This is a genomic window from Staphylococcus massiliensis (genome assembly GCF_043186315.1).
GTDB lineage: Bacteria > Bacillota > Bacilli > Staphylococcales > Staphylococcaceae > Staphylococcus > Staphylococcus massiliensis.
Map to the genome: position 1 here is coordinate 1,310,884 of NZ_CP171119.1, position 15,363 is coordinate 1,326,246.

11 protein-coding genes are annotated in these 15,363 nt (G+C 35.7%); 10 read left to right on the top strand and 1 reads right to left on the bottom strand.

Annotated features, from left to right (window positions below; genetic code table 11):
* Positions 1-81 precede the first annotated feature (81 nt).
* Entirely contained in the window at positions 82-2,259 is a 2,178-nt protein-coding gene (locus ACF3N8_RS06400; protein ID WP_009384147.1) for an RNA degradosome polyphosphate kinase, read from the top strand.
* A 346-nt stretch (positions 2,260-2,605) separates the two neighbouring features.
* Here the strand turns inward: ACF3N8_RS06400 and ACF3N8_RS06405 are convergent, their stop codons facing one another.
* A complete protein-coding gene (locus tag ACF3N8_RS06405) occupies positions 2,606-3,436 on the bottom strand; it encodes an RluA family pseudouridine synthase (protein ID WP_017176440.1) in 831 nt (276 codons plus the stop codon).
* A gap of 137 nt (positions 3,437-3,573) precedes the next feature.
* Between ACF3N8_RS06405 and ACF3N8_RS06410 the strand changes: the two genes are divergently transcribed.
* From ACF3N8_RS06410 to yhaM, 9 genes are all read left to right on the top strand, one after another.
* Positions 3,574-4,695, top strand: a complete 1,122-nt coding sequence (locus tag ACF3N8_RS06410; RefSeq protein WP_009384143.1) for a GAF domain-containing sensor histidine kinase — start codon at positions 3,574-3,576, stop codon at positions 4,693-4,695.
* Position 4,696: 1 nt separating this feature from the next.
* Positions 4,697-5,320, top strand: coding sequence for a response regulator transcription factor (locus ACF3N8_RS06415; RefSeq protein WP_009384142.1), 624 nt, complete (start codon positions 4,697-4,699; stop codon positions 5,318-5,320).
* A 212-nt stretch (positions 5,321-5,532) separates the two neighbouring features.
* A complete protein-coding gene (locus ACF3N8_RS06420) occupies positions 5,533-6,804 on the top strand; it encodes a dicarboxylate/amino acid:cation symporter (protein WP_238093271.1) in 1,272 nt (423 codons plus the stop codon).
* Positions 6,805-7,139: 335 nt separating this feature from the next.
* Positions 7,140-7,604 (top strand): helix-turn-helix transcriptional regulator, encoded by a 465-nt coding sequence (locus tag ACF3N8_RS06425; RefSeq protein WP_009384141.1) that lies wholly within the window; start codon positions 7,140-7,142, stop codon positions 7,602-7,604.
* A gap of 174 nt (positions 7,605-7,778) precedes the next feature.
* Complete coding sequence (locus ACF3N8_RS06430; protein WP_009384139.1) at positions 7,779-8,909, top strand: DUF445 domain-containing protein; 1,131 nt, start codon at positions 7,779-7,781, stop codon at positions 8,907-8,909.
* Positions 8,910-8,980: 71 nt separating this feature from the next.
* On the top strand, positions 8,981-9,325 hold the full coding sequence (locus ACF3N8_RS06435; protein ID WP_009384137.1) for a YlbF/YmcA family competence regulator: 345 nt from the start codon (positions 8,981-8,983) through the stop codon (positions 9,323-9,325).
* A gap of 719 nt (positions 9,326-10,044) precedes the next feature.
* Positions 10,045-11,235: a DNA repair exonuclease gene (locus tag ACF3N8_RS06440; protein ID WP_009384135.1), complete on the top strand. Its 1,191-nt coding sequence runs from the start codon at positions 10,045-10,047 to the stop codon at positions 11,233-11,235.
* Positions 11,232-14,168, top strand: a complete 2,937-nt coding sequence (locus tag ACF3N8_RS06445; protein ID WP_392449769.1) for an AAA family ATPase — start codon at positions 11,232-11,234, stop codon at positions 14,166-14,168. Before ACF3N8_RS06440 ends, ACF3N8_RS06445 begins: the two co-directional genes overlap by 4 nt.
* On the top strand, positions 14,165-15,103 hold the full coding sequence (yhaM, locus tag ACF3N8_RS06450; RefSeq protein WP_009384132.1) for a 3'-5' exoribonuclease YhaM: 939 nt from the start codon (positions 14,165-14,167) through the stop codon (positions 15,101-15,103). The genes ACF3N8_RS06445 and yhaM overlap by 4 nt, the downstream gene beginning before the upstream one ends.
* Positions 15,104-15,363: the final 260 nt, after the last annotated feature.

Sequence of the window (15,363 nt, forward strand, 5' to 3'; positions counted from 1 at the left end):
GGCAATTAATAAGTTGAATGCATTTATGATATTCTGTAATTATACAGAGCTAAATATAAGTATGATAAGGTGGGGAATATAGTGAAAGATGCATCAAATAACAATTCTGTAGATATTAATAATCCTAAATACTATAACAACCGTGAATTAAGTTGGTTAGATTTTAACTATCGTGTTTTACAAGAGGCTTACGATGAATCAAATCCTCTATTAGAACAATTAAACTTCATTTCTATTGTAAGTTCTAACTTAGACGAATTCTTTATGGTTCGTGTCGCTGGTTTAAAAGACCAAGTTAAACTTGGATATGACAAACCTGAAAATAAAGCTCAGTTAACGCCAGAGGAGCAATTAACTGAAATCGAGAAAAAGAATCGTGTAAACGTTACAAAACAATATGAAAGATACAATGAATTATTAGATGAATTACGTAACTACCAGGTTGAAATGGTGCGCCCGGAAGAACTTTCTGAAGCACAGCTTCAACAATTAGAAGAAATTTTCAAGAATGATATTTTACCTACTTTAACACCATTAGGTATTGATGCATATCGTCCATTCCCAAAATTAAACAATAAAACGTTAAATATTTTCGTGGATATCGATACAGATGAAGAAATTAACTCTGCTATCGTTCAAATTCCTACATTATTAGACCGTTTTATTCCAATCAATGATGATAACAAGCAGTATATCGTCTTAATTGAAGATGTCATTACGCATTTCATTGAATATTTATTTAGAGGTTTTGACATCTTAAGTACTTATACATTCCGCATTACGCGTAATGCAGATTTAACTATCCATGAAGATGGTGCCGAAGACTTATTAATTGAAATCGAACGATTCTTAAAAGAACGTAAAAGTGGTGCTGCTGTACGTCTTGAAATCGATAATAGACGTCAAAACGATAACCAAACAAGCATTGATTGGTTAATCGACACATTAGAAGTTTCTGATGAAGATGTGTATTATGTAGATGGCCCATTAGACTTAACTATGGTATCTGATTTAGTTGGTCATTTATCTAATAAACTTAAACATCTTAAATACGAAAAATACATTCCACAACCACCACAATCATTAGGCAATGAAAATGTTTATGATTTATCATTACAACGCGATATTTTCTTCCATCACCCATATGAATCTTTTGAACCAATCGTTGATTTCATTCGTGAAGCTTCAGAAGATCCTAACACGATGGCGATTAAACAAACACTATATCGTGTAAGTAGTGATTCACCAATTATCGAAGCATTAAAAAATGCAGCTGAAAATGGTAAACAGGTAACAGTTTTAGTTGAGTTAAAAGCGCGTTTCGATGAAGAAAATAACGTACACTGGGCTAAAATGTTAGAAGATGCAGGTTGCCACGTTATGTATGGTATGACGCATCTTAAAACACACAGTAAAATTACGCTTGTAGTTAAACGTATGAACGGTAAGATGGTACCTTATGTACATCTTGGTACTGGTAACTACAATGATAAAACGGCTAAGTTATACACTGATATGGGTATTATCACTACAAATGAACAAATCGGTGAAGATGCGATGAACTTCTTTAACTACTTAAGTGGTTATTCAGTTAAACCTGATTACAACGAATTAATCGTAGCACCATTTGATATTCGTGATAAATTCATTGAACGCATCGATAAAGAAATCGAAAGTCATAGACAACATGGTAATGGTAAAATGATGATGAAAATGAATTCATTAACTGATAAAGCTATTATCTTAAAATTATTTGAAGCATCTCAAGCAGGTGTTAAAGTACAGCTTGTTGTCCGTGGTATCTGTTGTTTAAAACCAGGTATCCCTGGTGTAAGTGAGAACATTGAAGTAGTAAGTGTAGTAGGTCGTCTACTTGAACACTCTCGTATCTACTACTTCCATAACAACGGTGACTCAAGAATGTACTTATCTTCAGCGGATATTATGACACGTAACATGATTAAACGTGTTGAAATTTTATTCCCTGTACATGATCCTAAAATTGCGAATCGCTTAAAAGAATTCTTAGAGTTACAACTTTCTGATAACCAAAAAGGTCGTTACATGGACAAAGAAGGTAAGTATCATTACAATAAGAATGACCGTCAGCCATTAAACTCTCAACTTTATTTAATGAATGAAGCTATGGAGTATGGTGAAAAGTTAAGAAATAAAGGTACGACTTCTGTAGGTCAACCTGTGAAACCTAAGCGTTCTTCTTGGGTACACAAGCTTAAAAGCCGTTTCAATCGTAAATAAGACATTATATCTATGACCATAGTTCTTCTTTCGACTTGAATAGTGTTAAATAAGTTAATTTCCTTAACAGCATGCTTTCCTGGGGCGTGGCTGGAGCCTGTAGTCTCCAGACTCACGCTACTCCCCTAGGAGTCAGCTGTTAGGAAATTACTTTATTATTAAACAAGAACTCATAAGATAAGCTCACCTTAATCACATGATGTGGTTAAGGTGAGCTTTTTAATTTAGGTCTAAAATATGGTTCTCTAACAAATTCGTTTACGATGCTATCGAGTACGAGATTGCTTCACGTAAAATAGGTTTATGTGCGTTCATAAATCTCATCTCGCTATTCCTAGCTTCAAATTTATTTTTTCGTATCGTCTAACGAAACGGATATGCGTTCTTTAGTTAAAGGATGTGTAAAATCGATTTGATGACTGTTAAGTTTAAGCTTTCTTAGCGTTGAGTCGCCATATAAAGGGTCACCAAGGACCGGATAACCTAAGTCGGCTAGATGTACACGTATTTGGTGTGTTCGTCCTGTATCAAGCTTTAAATCAACCTCACAAACACCTTCTTTAATCATCTTAGAATCAAGGATATGAGTGATGGCTGCTTGACCCGTAGTTGAAATACGTCTCTTATTTGGATGGAATTTATCTTTACCAATCGGTTTATTGATTGTTTGAGGTTTTATTGGTAATAGACTTTTCACATGCGCCTTATAAATACGATTAATATGGTTATCTTCTAGCATGCGGTCAAGAATCTTCTTCATAATCGGATTTTTAGCGACGATAAGTAAGCCAACTGTTTCCTGGTCTAGACGATGGATAGGCTCAACATAATCCGTATCCATTGTATAGATAAGATGGTTCATGAGCGTATTACTTTCTTTTAAATCATTCGGATGTGTTTTAACACCTTTAGGTTTCTTAACAATGGCTAAGTCATCGTCTTCATACATAATATTCGCTAGTCGGTAACTTGGTAAATAATTACTTTTATCCTCTGGGTTTGGTACAAATACGTTGTCGCCAGTTTCAACTTTATCTGTAAGTTTAGCGGCGTTATCATTAATTGTTATGTCTTTAGACATATTTAATTCATGCAATGCCTTTTTAGGAAGTTTTAATTCTTGGAAAATTTCTCTAATTGTATAGTTATTGTAAGACTCTGGTACTTTAAACTTCATAATAGCCTCCTTATCACTCACATATTTTATCATATTCACTATCTTGAAAGTGAGATTACTTTAAATTCCTACGATTTCATTAAATATATTTTAATTGTATAATGAAGGAATAGAACTTATCTATTAGGAGCATGGTTATGGAGAAACCAACACGTTTAGCCTTATTAAAGGAAATTGCTGAATTTTTAAATGAAGAAACTGAAATATATAGTATGTTGCATGGCGCTCTAGAACTTCTTGTCGATGGCAGTGATTTCACGACAGGTTGGGTTTTCTTTATAGATGATCAGGGACATCACGAACTCGTATCAGATGTGCATTTACCGGGTGCTCTTTTGAAAAAGGACTGCCAGTATATGAAAGAGGGTTCTTGTTGGTGTGTTCAGGCCTATCATAAAAAGAAACTTACGAAAGCGTCTAATATTATCAATTGTTCACGTATCAATCTTGCGAATAAGAAATATGTGGATGAAACGGATGATATTACTCACCATGCGACCGTTCCACTCCGCTCAGGAAATGAACAATTTGGATTATTAAATGTTGCGACGCCTGAAACGAAGCGTTATTCTGAGGAAGATTTAGAGTTACTTGAGTCGGTGGCTTTTCAAATTGGGTCAGCCATTAAACGTATTTATTTAACCGATCAGGAAAAGGAAGCTGCGCGAATTAGCGAACGCAACCGTTTAGCACGTGATTTACATGATTCCGTCAATCAAATGTTATTCTCATTGAAGGTCACTGCTCACGCTGCGCAAAATTTAACTCAAGAAGAGATGAGTTTAAAAGCATTCAAAACGATTGAATCAACGAGCCAACAAGCCGTTAATGAAATGCGTGCGTTAATTTGGCAATTAAAACCAATCGGACTTGAACATGGTCTAGTTCAGGCGTTAAAGCAATATGCGAAGATGCTCGATATGTCGCTAGATGTTGAGGTGAGCGGGTTAATCGATGTGTCGCACAGTATTGAAGAAAATATTTATCGCATTATACAAGAGGCTATGAACAACACGCGTAAACATACGAACACCAACCATATTAAGCTTAAATTGGAACAAACTGAAACCGAATTAATCGTTGACATTATCGACCAAGGTGAAGGATTCGATGTTTCAAGCAAGAATTTATACGAGTCGCACGGTATTAATAATATGAAACAGCGTGCGCACATGATTCATGGTCAAATGAAACTCGCTTCGACTAAGCAAGAAGGTACTTCAATTCATCTTAAGATTCCATTGAAAGAGGAGGGATAATATGCATCGCATTATACTTGTTGATGATCATTATATTGTTCGACAAGGGCTCGAATTTCTATTATCAACTAAAGAGAGTTTTAAGGTCTTAGAGGGCTTTTCAAATGGGGAAGACTTTATTGAATATCTTAAAACGAATGAACCACCTGACATCGTCCTCTTGGACTTAGTGATGCCGAAATTAAATGGCATTGATACGACGCGTTATCTGAAAAAGTACTATCCGGATATTAAGGTTTTAGTACTAACGAGTTATGTCGATGATGAGCATGTTATTTCTGCAATTAATAATGGTGCTGATGGTTATGAAATGAAAGATGTTGAACCCGATCAGTTGATTGAAACGATAGAACGTGTGTTAAATGATGAGAAAATGATCCACCCAGAAGCTCAAAAAATATTAGACGATGACATGAATAAGCCGCACCAAGTGAATAAATTGTCTAAGCGTGAAATTGAAGTATTGACGGAAGTTGTTAAAGGTAAGACGAATAAAGAAATCGCGGAAACGCTTTTCGTGTCGGAAAAAACAGTTAAAACACATGTCAGTCATATCTTTCATAAGCTACAAGTGACGGATCGTACGAAGGCAGCCATTTACGCGATGGAAAATCGACTCATTTAAAAGTTCATTACACACTAGAGGCCTCGAGCATTGATAGCTCGGGGTTTTTGTTTGGAAGTTTTAGTTGTAAATTCTAAATACTTCAAAATAAAGTTACATGATTGGACGTTAATTCGCGTTTAGATATCTGAATTTTCAAAATTGTTATTTACAAATCGCAACCTTTAAGATTATAATGAATTGAATGTTCAAACAAAGGGGGAAAATTTAATATGAAATCTAAAAGTTTAACGATAAAAATAGTTGTCGCTTTAATATTAGGTATTGTTATTGGTTCAATCTTTAATATGTTTGCGAAAGAAGCTTTTGTAGGATTTATTGATCAATATATCTTCAATGTGATTGGACAAATCTTCTTAAATCTTATTTTCATGCTAGTGGTACCAGTCGTTTTTGTATCGATTGTACTTGGGGTAATTGGTGTAGGCGATCCTAAGTTATTAGGGGGCATTGGTGCAAAAACATTAGCATTCTTCTTAACAACTACAGCAATCGCGATTACAGTTGCGATGTTACTTGCTTTAGTTGTGAAACCTGGTGCTGGTCACTCTGACTTATTGAATAGTAAAGAAGTGACTGCTTATGAAAAGACTTTAAAAGATCAAAATGCGGCTGAGGATGCACCAGCAAAGCAAACGTTTGATCAAACATTAATCAATCTATTTCCTAAAAATCCAATTATGTCGATGACTGAAGGTAACATGTTACAAGTCATTACCTTTGCAATCTTTATAGGTATCGGTATAATGGTCGTCGGTAAAAAGGCAGAAGTGGTACATAAATTCTTCGAGCAGACCAATGAGGTCTTGATGTATATTATTTCGATGATTATGAACGTATTCGCGCCGATAGGTACGTTCGGTCTCGTTGCACACGCGTTCACTGGAGCTGGTTTCAGTGCGATTAAACAATTAGGACTCTACTTTATCGTCGTTCTCGTAGCGTTATTCATTCACTTCTTCGTGGTATATGGTGGCGCTGTTAAGTTTTTAGCGAAAGAAAGTCCAATCAAGTTCTTCAAAGGATTTATTCCAGCGATTACAGTTGGTTTCGGTGGCTCAAGTTCAAGTGCTGCACTTCCCGTTTCGATGGAATGTACGAAGAAGATGGGCGTTAAACCAGCTGTAGCATCTTTCGTTCAACCTTTAGGTGCGACAATTAACATGGATGGAACAGCGATCATGCAAGGTGTGGCGACTATATTCATCGCACAAATCTCAGGCGCTGATTTAAGTGTACTTCAGTTAGTTACGGTAGTAGTGGTTGCGGTAATTGCATCGATCGGTACAGCAGGGGTTCCTGGTGTCGGTCTCATCATGCTTGCGATGGTATTAACTGCAGTTGGTTTAAATCCAGCAGCTATTGGTATTATCTTAGGTATCGACCGTTTACTTGATATGACGCGTACAGCGGTAAACATCACAGGCGACGCGGCATGTGCACTTATTATCTCTAACCAAGAAACACGTAAAGCACGCTTATAAATTGTAATTAATTCGGCCAAGACGACTAAGCTGTCTTGGTCTTTTTCATTATGAAAAGTCCTCTAAGAAAGAAACGCGTAATTGTGGGGTTATATGGTCAAACTTGCATACGCGTTATTCCGTCATATTGATATACTTTTACCAATTATTTCGATAAAAACATGTTTTTAGATAATTATGACTATTATGGCTTTTGATAAATACGCATAAAAGTAAGATTCGCTCTTTTAATTTTGCCCATTTTATATTAAGATGTTATTTGTGTTTCAAGAAATGTGTATATTTGCAATTTCTTGTGTACTGGAAATTACTATGCAAGGAAGGTAGATCATAGAATGGATAAACAAGAATTTACAGACGTGATTCAAACTAAATTTAAAATGGTAAGAATTGAAGCGGGCTTTACTCAAGATACAATGGCTCAAACAATTGGCTTATCAAAGAAGACACTTGTTCAAATTGAAAAAGAACGTGTATTACCTAACTGGACAACATGTATTGCTATTTGTTCATTGTTCAGAGATTCAGATGTATTAAACAGCATGTTTGGATGCGATCCACTTGAAATCGTTCAAACAATTTCTAGAAGTCATTGTGCTTACCCAAATTATCCTACAACTAGTGATATCTATTGGCATGTTATTAGCACTAAGAATGGCTACATGTTACAAAGCAATAAAGTTAGTGAAATCTACCGCGTATTAGACCAAGATAAACAACCTATCTTTGGTACTGCTAAATTAAGAGAGGCAGAAACATATTTCAGCCGTATCTCTAAAGATGAACCGATTCATGCGTAATTGAATTATATCGCTACTTTAAAGAACATATCTTTATGTATCCGACCGTTGATACAAACATATTGGGTTAGGTTAGATGAAAGTGATGTGCACATCAAGAATTGCAAATATGCAAGGATGCACGTTCGAACTCAGGTCTAACCTAGCCCTTTTTTTAAAAAAAGGGGACATTTCATGAAAATTGTACTGACACTTTTATTTATGATGATTCTAGGGTCAATTATTGGTGGTATCACAAATATCATTGCAATACGCATGCTTTTTCACCCTTATAAACCGATGTATCTTTTCGGAAAGAAATTGCCCTTTACGCCAGGGTTAATTCCAAAGCGTCGTGGTGAAATCGCGACTAAAATTGGTCAAGTTATTGAAGAGCACTTACTGACACCTTCATTACTTGAAGAAAAGATCCAGTCTCAGGAAGTTTATGACATCATTCATGATGAAATCAAATTTCAAATCGCTAAATTACAGAAAGACCATGTAACGCCTCAATATCTAGGCAATAAATTCAATTTTGACGTTACAACGTTTTTACACGCTAAGAGCACGCATTTTGTTAAAGACAAGATTGAGACGTACTATGAAACCCATCAGAACGATACTTTAGAATCATTGCTTCCTCGTGTTGCTTTAGAAGAAATGGACACTCAAGTTGATAAGATTTCACCGCTTTTAAGAAAGCGTGTCGAGGATTACTTATCCTCATCAAAAGGAAGTGAAGACATCAATGAGATGCTGGATACTTTCTTTTTAGAAAAGGGCAAAATCGTAGGCTTGTTACAAATGTTCATGACGAGAGAAGCTATTGCAGAGCGTGTCCAAACTGAATTAATACGATTAACGCATCATCCTAAAGCGATTCATATTCTAAACGAGCAAATTGAAACGACGTACGAGATGATTAAAGCTAAAAAGTTAGGTGAAGTCGTTTCTCATGAACAAAAAAGTGCTTATACGAATCAGTTGATTACGTCGTTATTAAGTAAGGCTCAATTATCTAAGTTCACACATCGACCTTTAAACGCTTTAATACCGAATGAGTTAGCGCATCTTGAATCAAAGGGAAGTATCCAATTAACCGATACGATTGTTCAAGAGGCGACGAACCATATTTCAACGGTCTTAGCGCACTTCGATATTAAATCGCTAATTGAAACTCAAATTAACCGATTTGAATTAGATTACATTGAAAAACTTATCATCGATATCGCGAATAAAGAGTTGAAATTAATTACCTTACTAGGCTTCTTATTAGGTGGCATAATAGGCTTATTCCAAGGTATAATTGCAATCTTTGTTTAATGAAATAAAATGTGGTAGAGTATGGTTGATGTGGTTTCGACCATAATTTACATGAAGGAGCGTATTATAAAATGGCAGTAAATTTACATGATTATGCAAACAAATTAGAACAAGCTTTAAGAGAAAGTGATGAATACCAAGCTATTAAAGATGCTTACGCTAAAGTAAAAGAAAACGAAGAATCTAAAAAATTATTCGATGAGTTCCGTGAAACTCAATTAAACTTCCAACAAAAACAAATGCAAGGTGAAGAAATCCCTGAGGAAGACTTACAAAAAGCTCAAGAACAAGCTCAAAAAATCGAAAACGATCAAAATATCGCTGACTTAATGAATGCTGAGCAAAAAATGAGCCAAGTATTCCAAGAAATCAACCAAATCATCGTTAAACCATTAGATGAAATCTACGCTGAATAATTTAGTAAGCGTTATATAGAGTAGGACGTGCGTTACAAGCGCACGTCCTATTTTTTGTGCTCGTGGTACGGCTGGGTTACGAGGGTCTGGCTGAACATGAACAATGTTGTAACATTGTTTGGTTGCGTTTTTGTAATAAGAAGCCCATGTTACATTGTTTGGTTGCGTTTTTGTAATAAGAAGCCCATGTTACATTGTTTGGTTGCGTCTTTGTAACAAGGAGCCCTTGTCACATTGTTTGGGTAGGTCTTTGTAACAAGGGAGCTATGTTACATTGTTTGAGTAGGTCTTAGTAATAAGGAGCCCTTGTCACATTGTTTACCTCAGTTTTTATGATAAGGCTACCGAGTCTACTTGCTTGAGCACGTTTTAGAGGTAAGGGTACCAGGTCAAGAAATCTCTATAACTCACATAGGGCTAGGTACCGATTCTTATCAATTTCGTATGCCTTTAATAAAGGGCTTTTCAAGGAGGGGCGCTTAAAAAAGCTGAACTTTAATACATCTTTCTTAAAATCAATTTAATTCTGCAATTAATATATTAACTTTCGACGTCTCAACTGCCAATATGGTAAGATAAAGGTGGAAAAATTTATCACTTCAAGTAAATTACTTAAGATAATGTTACATATGTAAAATCTCGATTTATACGAGTTTTACTCTAATAGATATCGAATTACAACATTTCCAATAAAACCTTGTTAATAAGGAGTCATGTTTATGGTTAAATTTATTCATTGTGCAGACTTGCATTTAGATAGCCCATTTAAATCGCGTAAGTATTTAAGTCCTGCCATTTTTAAAGATGTTGAAAATAGTACGTTTGATAGTTTTAAGCGTATTATTGATTTAGCGCTTAAGGAAGAAGTAGACTTCCTAATTATTTCGGGTGATTTATTTGATAATGAGAACCGTACACTTCGCGCTGAGGTATTCTTAAAGCAGCAATTTGAGCGCTTGGAAAAGGAACAAATCTTTGTATATATTATTCACGGCAATCATGACCCATTATCAGAGTCGGTTTCAACTTCTTGGCCTAAGAATGTAACGGTCTTTAATAGTGAGGTTGAGACGTATCAATCGATTAATAAGAATGGGGAAGTTGTTTACTTACATGGCTTTAGTTATCAAAATAGTGAGAGCTATGAGAATAAGATTGATCAATATCCCGCTAGTGAATTCAACAAAGGTATACATATTGGGATACTTCATGGGACATATAGTAAATCTCAAACCAAAGATCGTTATACAGAATTTCGAATTGAAGATTTAAATCGTAAACTTTATCATTACTGGGCGCTTGGACATATTCATGAACGTACACAACTTAGTGATTTACCTCATATTCACTATCCAGGTAACATTCAAGGGCGTCATTTCAAAGAACAAGGTGATAAAGGGTGCTTACTTGTTGAAGGTGATGCGACTGAATTATATACACGCTTCTTCCCAACGCACTCGATTCGTTTTGATGAAGCGGTTATTGAAATTGATTCAGTTAATAAACAAGCTTTATATGAAGCGATTCATCAGTTTAAAGAACATAAGCGTAAGTTCGGACGTGCCTTTTACAAATTGAAAGTGAACGTGACAAGTGACGAATGCTTTGACACACAAGATGTTATTCAGGTTGAGGATCTGCTCATGCAAAATGAGGAGAATGAACTGAACTTCATTGTGATTGAACAAATCACGTTTGATTATGTAAATGATGATAGTCGTGCGATTATCAATGAATTTCCTAATGAATTAATTAAGGACGACAAAGTGTTTTATGATGCTGTCCAAGATTTATACTTAAATCCTGAAATTACAAGATTCTTAGATTCTTATAAAGAATTTGATCGCAAGACATTGATTGACCATGCTGAGTCCTTACTTAAGTCAGAGTTACGAGGTGAATCTAAATGAAGATAAAATCACTTGAAATCTATGGTTACGGTCAGTTTACGCATCGTAAAATTGAATTTGGTCCGCATTTCACTGAAATCTTTGGTGAAAATGAGGCGGGTAAATCAACGATCCAAGCATTTATTCATTCGATATTATTCGGTTTTCCTACTAAGAAGGAGAATGAACCAAGACTTGAACCACGACTTGGTAATCAATATGGTGGCAATTTAACGCTTATTCTTGATGATGGCTCAGAGGCTGTTGTAGAGCGTGTCAAAGGAGCTTCGAAAGGTGACGTCAAGGTTTACCTTCAAAATGGTTTGATTAAGGATGAAAGCTGGCTAAATGACCGTTTGAATTACATTACGAAGCGTACATACCAAGGTATCTTTTCATTTAGTGTACTTGGTCTACAAGATATTCATCGTCATTTAGACGAAGCGCAACTTCAGAATTATTTATTACAAGCAGGTGCGCTAGGTTCGACTGAGTTTACTGGCATGCGTGATGTACTTCATGCGAAGAAACGTGAGTACTATAAGCGTAATGGTAAATATCCTTTAATTAATCAGCAGGTCGATCAACTAAAAGATATAGAAACACGTATTCGCCAAGAGGAAGCACAACTTGAATCTTACCATCGTTTAGTCGATGACCGCGATAAAGCTGAGCGTCGTTTAGATCACTTTAAAAATAACCTCGCACAGTTATCTAATATGAGTGCCTCTAAACAAAAAGAATTATCATTACATTCTACTGTGCAGGAATGGAAACAGCTTGAAACATCACTAAATGTTGAACCACTTGAGTTCCCTGAACAAGGTATTAATCGCTATGAATCGGCTAAGTTACAAACAGGTCAATTGCAGCGCGATATCGGTTTACGTACTGAAAAGCTCAATCAACTTCAACGTGAAAATAAAATGTATAACATTCCGTCAGCGGATACGGTGAATGCTTTCGAATCAATTAGTAAGAAAGAGGATGGCATTAAGCAAAAGGAATTTGAGCTTAAGAATGTGAAACGTGATATTGATGACCGAGAGAGAGAAATTGAAGGACTTAAATCAAATATTGGCTGGCAAGACGAACACTTAGATGTGGATTCATCTGAAGGTATGAAGAGTTACATTAGTGATCATACAACTAAGAAAGAAGATCAAGCGTTATACGTGCAACAACTTGAGCGAAACATCAATGAAAATGAGATTGAGCAACAATCATATGACGAAGAACAAACTGCGTTAGAACAACATATTGTACCTGAAGAGACGTTTGAGAAGAAGAAAGTTCACGAGCGACAAGCTTTTGAACTTAAGGAAAAGAAAAATCTGTATCAGAAGATGAAAGATGCTTTTGATAAAGAGCAACGTGATAAAGAGAAGCGTCAAAATATTGTACGTGTGAGTATGGTTATTCTTGCGTTGATTACAATTGTTTGTGCAGTATTCTCATTCATGTTGAAGATATTACCATTTACCATTGCTTTTGGCTTATTAGCATTATTCTTTATCATCGGAATCTTCTTTGTGAAATCAAAAGAGGTAGGGCACGATGAGGCCTTTTCAGATGAGATCAGTCAACTTGAACATGATGTTAATCATCTTGAAAGTAATTATGACTTAGACTTTGATTTAGATGAGCAATATCGTTTACGTGAACAACTTCAAAATAGCTTTAAGAATAAAGAAGTTCTCTCGACAAAGCATCAACATTTAACTGAGACTTTAGTAACTACGAAAGATGGTTACAACCAATCGTATCAAGCTATTGAAGACGTTAAGAAGGAATTAAATATCTCACCTAAGATGTCTGATGGCTTATTAATTGATGCTGTTTCAACAATTCAAAAGATCAAAGAAACACGTAGTTATTTAAATCAATTAAAAGCCCGTCATGAAGAACTGAGTCTAGAGCTTGCGCATTTCTATGACGAAGCACGTACGCTTGTTAAAGATGAACTTGGTCAATATGAAGATATTTCACTTTTCCATGATGTGAGACAATGGATTAAAGAGAATGATGCGATGACGACGAAGTATAATCGTAATCAAGAACAAATTGAGCTAATCAATAATGAGGTTAAGCAACTTAAAGGTAGATTAACGCATAATAATGAAGTGATTGAAAAGTTATTTGGATTTATTGGTGTGCTTAATGAAGAAAGCTACTACAGACATTTCGATCGTTACCAAACATACCATAAGAAGTTAAATCGCTTTAATGATTTAACACATTTCCTAGAAAATCAAGATTATAACTATGAAAATTCTTCACGATTAAGCGACAAATCTGAAGCACAGCTTAATACTGAAGCGGATCGGTTATCTCAACAAGTTGATGAATATAATGACCGTTATCTTGAAATGCAAAGTGAAGTGAGTGAATTAAATGCTCAAATCAATCATCTTGAAACAGATAGCACGCTAACAGACTTAAGACATCGTTATCACATGCTTAAGAATCAGCTTAATGAAAATGCGAAAAACTGGGCGAGCTTAAGTTATTTAGAGACGCTCGTTCATGCGCATATTAAGCAAATTAAAGATGAACGTTTACCTCAGGTTGTCAATGAAGCAACATCCATTTACAATGAATTAACAAATGGCGATTACATTCAAGTGACGTATGCGAATGAAAATGTTATGGTTAAACATCGAAGCGGTCAAATGTTCCATCCAATCGAGCTCAGTCAGTCAACTAAAGAATTATTATACTTTGCTTTACGTTTAAGTTTAATCAAGACGTTAAAACCTTATTATCCATTCCCAATCATTATTGATGATGCGTTTGTACATCTTGATAAATTCCGTAAAGAAAGAATACTTAAGTATTTAAGAAATATGTCTAATGTATATCAAATTCTATACTTTACTTGTACGAAGGATCAGACTATTCCGCAAAAACAATTACTCGTATTAAATAAAGTTGAGGAAGGCGTTAAGAAATGAGAAATGTAGAAAAATTCAATCCTGGTGATTCGGTGGATCATTTCTTCTTAATCCACCGTGCCACTCAGGGTGTCACTGCTCAAGGTAAAGATTATATGACGCTTTACCTTCAAGACAAAAGTGGTGATTTAGAGGCTAAGTTTTGGACAGTTACCAAGGAAGATATGGAAGTCCTAAAACCTGAAATCATTATTCGAGCTAAAGGTGATATCATTAATTACCGTGGCCGTAAACAAATGAAGATGAATGGTTTTGAATTAGCCACTGAACAAGATGGCGTTCAAACTGAGGACTTTGTTGATGGTGCACCAATACCTGTTAGCCAAATTAAAGAGGAAATCTCGCATTATGTACTTGAGATTGAGAATGCGAACTTACAACGTATAACACGCCAAATTTTAAAGAAATATCATGAAGCATTCTTTTCTTATCCGGCAGCGAGTTCGCATCACCACAACTTCGTAAATGGCCTAAGTTATCATGTTCTTACAATGCTTGAAGTAGCGAAGAACTTATGCGATATCTATAGTTCTTTAAACCGAAGCTTGTTATATAGTGCGATTATTTTACACGATATGGGAAAAGTCAAAGAGTTATCAGGTCCGATTGCGACTTCATACACGGTCGAAGGTAACTTACTTGGTCACATCTCAATCGCGAGCGATGAAATCGCGCAAACTGCACGAGAGTTAGGTATTGATGGCGAAGAAGTGATGCTTTTAAGACATATGATTCTCGCGCATCATGGTAAAATGGAGTTCGGTTCTCCAAAATTACCTCAATTAAAAGAAGCAGAAATTCTGTTCTTTATTGATAATATTGATGCTCGTATGAATATGTTTGATAAAGCCTTTAAGAAAACGGATAAAGGTCAATATACAGAGCGTGTATTTGGCTTAGAAGGCCGTCAATTTTACAATCCTGAAAATTTATAATTTGCGTGAAAGCTAGGTAGTATGTACGAGATACTATCTAGCTTTTTTAATTTAGTGGGGGATTACGGTATGTGACGAGGTTGTGCGAGGGTGTGGCGTTGTATGAGGCGGATGTAGGTAGTAAGGAAATATATGAAAATCGGGCAGCTAGGGTTAGTAGCAGTAGTTAGAGTGTTGGTAGAGCCAAGTGGAGGAGCGACATGGCTCTTACGGAGGAATAGTAGCCAAGTGAAGAGGTGACATGGCTCTTATGAAGAATT